General features: G+C 52.7%; 8 protein-coding genes. 6 read left to right on the top strand and 2 right to left on the bottom strand.

The window, feature by feature from the left end:
* The first annotated feature begins 207 nt into the window (after nucleotides 1-207).
* From nuoH to hemJ, 6 genes are all read left to right on the top strand, one after another.
* Nucleotides 208-1,329 carry an NADH-quinone oxidoreductase subunit NuoH gene (gene nuoH, locus V6D20_14590; GenBank protein ID HEY9817007.1) on the top strand — a complete coding sequence of 374 codons (1,122 nt, stop codon included), beginning with the start codon at nucleotides 208-210 and terminating at the stop codon, nucleotides 1,327-1,329.
* An 85-nt stretch (nucleotides 1,330-1,414) separates the two neighbouring features.
* Nucleotides 1,415-2,011 (top strand): NAD(P)H-quinone oxidoreductase subunit I, encoded by a 597-nt coding sequence (gene ndhI, locus V6D20_14585; GenBank protein ID HEY9817006.1) that lies wholly within the window; start codon nucleotides 1,415-1,417, stop codon nucleotides 2,009-2,011.
* A 100-nt stretch (nucleotides 2,012-2,111) separates the two neighbouring features.
* A complete protein-coding gene (locus V6D20_14580; protein HEY9817005.1) occupies nucleotides 2,112-2,729 on the top strand; it encodes an NADH-quinone oxidoreductase subunit J in 618 nt (205 codons plus the stop codon).
* Between the two features lie 81 nt (nucleotides 2,730-2,810).
* Nucleotides 2,811-3,116: an NADH-quinone oxidoreductase subunit NuoK gene (gene nuoK, locus V6D20_14575; GenBank protein HEY9817004.1), complete on the top strand. Its 306-nt coding sequence runs from the start codon at nucleotides 2,811-2,813 to the stop codon at nucleotides 3,114-3,116.
* 4 nt (nucleotides 3,117-3,120) lie between these two features.
* Nucleotides 3,121-4,041 (top strand): NAD(+) kinase, encoded by a 921-nt coding sequence (locus V6D20_14570; GenBank protein HEY9817003.1) that lies wholly within the window; start codon nucleotides 3,121-3,123, stop codon nucleotides 4,039-4,041.
* Between the two features lie 357 nt (nucleotides 4,042-4,398).
* Nucleotides 4,399-4,968, top strand: a complete 570-nt coding sequence (hemJ, locus tag V6D20_14565) for a protoporphyrinogen oxidase HemJ (protein ID HEY9817002.1) — start codon at nucleotides 4,399-4,401, stop codon at nucleotides 4,966-4,968.
* Nucleotides 4,969-5,172: 204 nt separating this feature from the next.
* Here the strand turns inward: hemJ and V6D20_14560 are convergent, their stop codons facing one another.
* Complete coding sequence (locus V6D20_14560; GenBank protein ID HEY9817001.1) at nucleotides 5,173-6,045, bottom strand: fatty acid desaturase; 873 nt, start codon at nucleotides 6,043-6,045, stop codon at nucleotides 5,173-5,175.
* Between the two features lie 237 nt (nucleotides 6,046-6,282).
* Nucleotides 6,283-6,793 (bottom strand): hypothetical protein (locus V6D20_14555; protein ID HEY9817000.1); only part of this gene is annotated, 511 nt, incomplete at its 5' end.

Genomic DNA, 6,793 nt, shown 5'->3' with positions numbered 1-6,793 from the left:
GAGCGATCGCCCCTCACTTAAGCACAACTTATCAAACTGTCCTAAACTTCCTAGGGGTCTCTGTCCGATTGTTAAGTCACGCAACGATATACTGAACAGTAGAAAAACCACTAGTTGTTCAGCTTATACAAGCTTGGCTTAGCATTCTCGGTTCCATACGAGCGATCGCTCAGCCTGATTGAAGCCCATCCACCAAACTTCGAGCGTATGAACTCATCTGGTATTGATTTACAGCGAAGTTTTATTGAACTCCTGGCCCAGCTAGGCCTGCCAGCGGAGCTTGCTAAGGCCGTTTGGGTTCCCCTACCCTTGCTCCTGATGCTGGTCTCTGCCACTGTTGGCGTGTTGGTCACCACCTGGCTAGAACGAAAAGTATCTGCCGCTGCCCAACAACGGATTGGCCCCGAATATGCCGGGCCCTTTGGGATGCTGATTCCCGTCGCCGATGGCGTCAAGCTTTTATTTAAAGAAGACATTGTCCCGGCAAAAGCCGATCGCTGGCTCTTTACCCTGGGCCCCGTGTTGGTGGTGGTGCCGGTGTTCCTCTCCTTCATCGTGGTGCCCTTCGGCCAACACATGCTGATTACGGATCTTGGGGTCGGCATTTTTCTATGGATTGCCCTGTCGAGCATTGCCCCCATCGGTCTGCTGATGTCAGGCTATGCCTCCAACAATAAATATGCGCTTCTCGGTGGCCTGCGGGCTGCTGCCCAATCCATCAGCTATGAAATTCCCTTGGCACTAGCGGTCTTAGCCATCGTCATGATGTCTAACTCCCTGAGCACCATCGACATTGTGGAACAGCAGTCGGGCTACGGCATCCTCGGATGGAATATCTGGCGGCAGCCGGTTGGCTTTCTGATATTCTGGGTGTCTGCCCTGGCAGAATGTGAGCGTTTGCCCTTTGACTTGCCTGAAGCGGAAGAAGAACTGGTGGCAGGCTACCAAACAGAATATTCGGGCATGAAGTTTGCCCTCTTCTATCTAGGCTCCTACGTTAACCTAGTGCTATCTGCCCTGCTGGTAGCCGTGCTATATCTCGGCGGCTGGGAATTTCCAATCTCTATTGATCTGATCTCTCGTTGGATTGGAGTGAGCGAAACCACGCCGTGGCTTCAGGTCGTCACCGCTTCCTTAGGGATTGTCATGACGATCTTTAAGGCTTACCTGTTGGTCTTTCTGGCCGTGTTGGTGCGATGGACTGTGCCTCGGGTGCGCATTGACCAACTATTGAACTTGGGCTGGAAGTTCCTCTTGCCCATTGCCCTTGTCAACTTACTGGTGACGGCAGGGCTGAAGCTAGCTTTCCCCATCGCCTTTGGCGGTTAAGACCTATTCTTAACGACGGTCTACCCTCGCGTTACCCATTGCAGACGCCGATTATCTGAGCATACCGAGAGAGCAAAACACCATGTTGAAGTTTCTCAAACAAGTCAGCGACTATACCAAGGAGACGCTGCAGGCCGCCAAGTATATTGGTCAAGGTCTGTCGGTGACCTTCGACCATATGCAGCGTCGTCCTGTCACGGTGCAGTATCCTTACGAGAAGCTGATCCCGTCTGAGCGCTATCGCGGACGTATTCACTTTGAGTTTGATAAGTGTATTTCCTGCGAAGTCTGTGTACGAGTTTGCCCCATCAACCTGCCTGTGGTGGATTGGGAATTTAACAAAGAATCCAAGAAGAAAAACCTGAAGCATTACAGCATTGACTTCGGTGTTTGTATTTTCTGTGGCAACTGTGTGGAATATTGCCCCACCAACTGTTTGTCGATGACGGAAGAATATGAACTGGCAACCTATGATCGCCACGAGTTGAACTACGATAATGTAGCGTTGGGCCGTCTACCCTACAAGGTGACCCAAGATCCAATGGTGACGCCTCTACGGGAATTGGGGTATTTACCCAAGGGTGTTCTGGATCCTCATGATCTGCCTGCGGGTTCTCGCCGGTCTGGCAAGACTCCAGATGAAATTCTGGAAGAACAAGAACAGGAAACCACCTCTAAGTAGCTCATGGGTGTTGATGGCGCAACTGGCGTAAACGACGTTGTGCTGCTGATCCTGCTCGTGGGCCCAACTATCAGCCGATAAAGAAGGAGATTCATCAGTTGTGAATTTAGCCGATGGAGTTCAGCTCGTTTCGTTTGGGGTGCTAGCCGTGATGATGCTCGGCACAGCCCTTGGTGTGGTGTTGCTATCCAGCATTGTCTATTCAGCTTTTTTGCTTGGGGGGGTGTTTATTAGCATCTCTGGACTCTATATTTTGCTGAATGCAGGCTTTGTGGCAGCGGCCCAAGTGTTGGTCTATGTCGGCGCGGTGAATGTCTTGATCCTGTTCGGCATTATGTTGGTCAACAAGCAGGAAGATTTTGTTCCCCTGAAAAATGTGTGGCTGGGGCGAGCCGCGACGGCGTTGGTCTGCGTTGGATTGTTTGCTCTCCTAGGCACGATGATTGTAACTACCCCCTGGCAAGTGTCGATGCTGCCTGCGGCGGGAGACAACGCGACGGTGATTATTGGTCAACACTTGTTTAGCGACTTCTTGCTGCCGTTTGAATTGGCGTCTGTGCTGCTGCTGATTGCGTTGATTGGAGCAATCGTGCTGGCACGCCGAGAGTTTCTGCCTGACCTAGATGCTGACACGATTCAACGTCCAGCACTAACCTTGCCTGAGCGTCCTCGGGAGTTGGCTGGGGTGGCAACAACCCCTAGTGATTCGGAGAGTTAGGAAACTCTAGAGGCGATCGCTCCCCAGCGATCGCTTCCTGTTGATCTGGTGTTTTTAGTCTGTACTCTGTATATAGTCATGATCTCTCTTCAGTATTTTCTACTGCTAGCCGCCGCCCTGTTTTGTATCGGCATCTATGGTCTTGTCACCAGCCGCAATGCCATTCGGGTGCTGATGTCGATCGAACTATTGTTGAATGCTGTCAACCTCAACCTGATTGCCTTTGCCAACTACCTCGATCCAGCTAGCATCAAAGGGCAGGTGTTTGGGGTGTTTGTGATTACAATTGCGGCAGCGGAAGCGGCCGTGGGGCTAGCCATTGTGCTGTCCATCTACCGTAATCGCAACACGGTGGATATGGAGCAATTCAATCTCCTCAAGTGGTAAGGGAGTGGATTTAAAGCAAGTCATCATTGCCCACAAAGCTGGAGACCGCAATAGCCAGCGGGTCGCTGAAGCCTGTGCGAGACAGCTCGAAGCGCGGGGGTGTCGTGTTTTAATGGGCCCAAGCGGGCCAAAAGACAATCCCTACCCGGTTTTTCTGGCCTCGGTTTCCCAGCCCATTGACCTAGCTCTGGTGCTGGGGGGCGATGGGACAACCTTGGCGGCGGCGCGCCATTTATCCCCGGACGGCATCCCGATTTTGGCGGTAAATGTGGGCGGTCATCTAGGTTTTTTGACCGAACCCCTCGATATTTTTCAAGATTCAGACCAAGTGTGGGATCGCCTGCGGGACGATCGCTTTGCGGTGCAGCAGCGGATGATGCTCCAGGGCGCAACCTTTGAGGGCAACCATACCAATCTGGAGCCGGTGAGCGATCGCTTCTTTGCGCTGAACGAGATGTGCGTGAAGCCCGCCTCCGCTGATCGCATGATCACGTCGATTCTAGAGCTAGCCATTGATGGCGAAGTGGTGGATCAGTACCAAGGTGATGGGCTAATTGTGGCCACGCCAACAGGATCTACCTGCTACACCGTGGCTGCCAATGGCCCGATTCTTCATCCCGGCATGGATGCGATCGCCATCACCCCCATTTGTCCTCTAAGTCTATCCAGCCGTCCGATTATTCTTCCCTGCGGTTCGGTGGTCAGCATTTGGCCGTTGGCCGATCGAGAACTCAACACCAAGCTGTGGATGGATGGCGTGTTGGCCACCTCGATCTGGCCAGGACAGCGAGTAGATGTGCGTATGGCCGATCGCCCTGCCCAGTTTATTATGCTGCGGGAAAACTATTCTTACTACCGCACACTGCGTGAAAAGCTGCAGTGGGCTGGGGCAAATGTGCCCTACAGCAATAATCATCGCAATTAAGTGGAGACGAAACTATGGGCAAGCATTGCGACGCTGCTCAAGGCTCCAATTCATATGAGACGAAGGTTGAGCAGAGTTGCCACACGGCACAATGCTCAAATCTTTATGAGACGAGGGTTGAGTGTAGCCAAAATCTGGCAGCTGTATTGAAATAGATCGGAACGTCACGTCTGAGATCTCAGCCACGGAATTCTGTCTCGTAAGCCATCACGTTCAAGCTCAGCCATTGCAGACCTCCCCTGCTGGAGCGCTATAAATATTAAGAATCAACACTATATCCATAGGGCCGGGCCTAGAGCGCCAGCCATCCTCGGTAATATAAAGAATGGTTGTCTTAGCAAACGTTTATAGCGCATCATGGCATATCTTTGGTTTAAAGCATTTCATATCATTGGCTTTGTAGCCTGGTTCGCCGGATTATTTTATCTGCCACGCCTCTTTGTTTATCACATCGAAACAGACGAAAGACCGGAACCCATCCGCTCGGCTCTCAAGGAAGAATATAGCCGGATGGAGAAGCGTCTCTATAAGCTGATCATGATGCCTGCCATGATGTTCACCATCACCATGGCGATCGCGATCGTTGCCACAGAACCCCACGTGATGCGGGAAGCATGGCTGCACGTGAAGCTGCTCTTGGTCGCGATTCTGTTGGGATTCCACTTCTACTGTGGACGGCTGCAGCGCCAGCTTGCTGAAGATACCTGCACGATTAACAGTATGCAAATGCGGCGGATTAACGAAATCCCTACGATTTTGCTGGGCTTGATTGTGCTGCTCGCCATCTTTAAGAACAGCCTGCCCACCAGCGCTACGGCTTGGGGAACTGGAGCGGCGGTGTTGGCGATCGCGGTGATTATCCAACTCTATGCCCGCAAGCGTCGCTTGAAGAAGCAGGAAGAGTTGACGGTATCGAGTCAGTCTTAACCATCGCTTTGTAGCAGTGCTATCCAGAGATATAGGGTGGGGTGGAGTTGCGGCTCCACCCCATTCGCGTATCTGTACCCATGGCACATCCAGCTCAAGAGCCACAGTATTTGTAGCGATTTAGTCGAGAGAGCGACAAAAAAACGGGGTGTAATGGCTACACCCCGACTGTTATCTGTGCAAGTTGGCTTTGGTACAGCGATATTAGAGCGATCGCTGCACCGGTTGAACAGCAAGGGCTAAAGCTTTGTCTGGCGGCATAACAACCTCTCGGGCTAGACCGACCGACTTGAGCAGCCAGATCGCCCACCAGGTAACATCGACTTCCCACCAGCGCCAACCTGCTTTGGCCACGTGGGGATAGGCGTGATGGTTATTGTGCCAGCCTTCACCGTAGGTCAAGATCGCTGCCCACCAAAGGTTTCGGGAATTATCGTTGACGTGGAAGGTGCGGTAACCCCACATGTGGGTGACGGAGTTGATGAACCAGGTGCTATGCCAGAGCAAGACGGCGCGCAAGACCAGACCGTAGATGATGAACGACCAGCCGCCGATGGCGTAGAGCAGCAAACCTAAGGGGATTTGCAATAGCAGAAAGTTGCTGTTGAGCCAGCGATAAAAGCCTTGGCGGGCTAGGTCGGGGGCAAATTTTTGGTAGCGATCGTAGGTAAAGAAATCTGGATGGGGATAGATCATCCACAGCATATGGCTCCACCAAAAGCCGCGCTTGGCAGAATAGGGATCTTGCTCCACATCTTCGGTGTGGGCGTGGTGCAGACGATGGCCCGCCACCCAGAAAATGGGGCCGCCTTGCAGGGCCAGTGCGCCAATGATGGCGATCGCATATTCCAGCCAGCGGGGAACTTGGAAGCTGCGATGGCTGAGGAGGCGATGGTAGCCAAGGCAAATGCCGATGCTGCCAAAGAGCCAGTGGAGGGCCAACATCACGCCTAGGGCCGCCCATGAGAAAAACCATGGGGCCAGCAGGGCTAGGGCATGGACGGCGGTGAATAATGTAACGGCAACCCAGTTGAGAGGATAGCGGCTGGGATGGGGTGGTAGGGAACTAACGGACATGAATACCTCACACAACACAATGAGCTAGGGGTTTAGAGTTTCCTGGAGACTCGGCGGCCCAGGATGTCCAGCTTGGGTGTTGCTGACGAGCACAAGGCATGAGAATCCTGATTAAGGTTGTGCTAACACGTGCAGACCCCCATGGATTTGGATGATCAGCACGTTGGGTGATCAGCAACGCCCCAAGTTGGCAAGATTGAGATGGGATATGCGCGACCCATCTATAGGTGTCGTTCCTTAAATTGCCTTCGAAAAGGTGTTACCTGTGCGAGCGCCTAGGTAAGTATCAAACACGGCGGCGATGTTGCGAATCAGCAAGCGGCCGCTAGGGGTGACTTCAATGCCATCACCCCAGCGCTTGAGCAGTCCATCGGCTTCTAGGGCATCCAGTTGGGGGAGCACCGACGCAAAATAGTCGTTGAACTCTAGGTCAAACCCTAGGTGATACTTGGCCTCTAGGTCTTGTACCGAGAGCTGGAACTGACACATCAACTCCATAATCACCGTGCGCCGAATCAGATCATCCTGGGTGAGCCGCACGCCTTTATCGATGGGCAATTGGTCGACATCTAGGGCACGGTAGAAATCACCGATGCGCTTATGGTTTTGCACATAGACATCCTGCAACATACTGATGGAGGTCATGCCAAAGCCCAGTAGGTCAGATTCGGGCTGGGTGGTGTAGCCTTGGAAATTGCGGTGGAGTTCGCCGGCCTGTTGAGCGATCGCCAATTCATCATTGGGTTTA

The organism is Candidatus Obscuribacterales bacterium, assembly GCA_036703605.1.
Lineage (GTDB): Bacteria > Cyanobacteriota > Cyanobacteriia > RECH01 > RECH01 > RECH01.
This window is presented reverse-complemented; position numbering and strand designations above follow the sequence as displayed.

Excerpts from the sequence above, each read along its gene's own strand:
- hemJ (HEY9817002.1), top strand. The coding sequence starts at position 4,399 with ATGGCATATCTTTGGTTTAAAGCATTTCATATCATTGGCTTTGTAGCC.
- nuoH (HEY9817007.1), top strand. The coding sequence starts at position 208 with ATGAACTCATCTGGTATTGATTTACAGCGAAGTTTTATTGAACTCCTG.
- V6D20_14560 (HEY9817001.1), bottom strand. The coding sequence starts at position 6,045 with ATGTCCGTTAGTTCCCTACCACCCCATCCCAGCCGCTATCCTCTCAAC.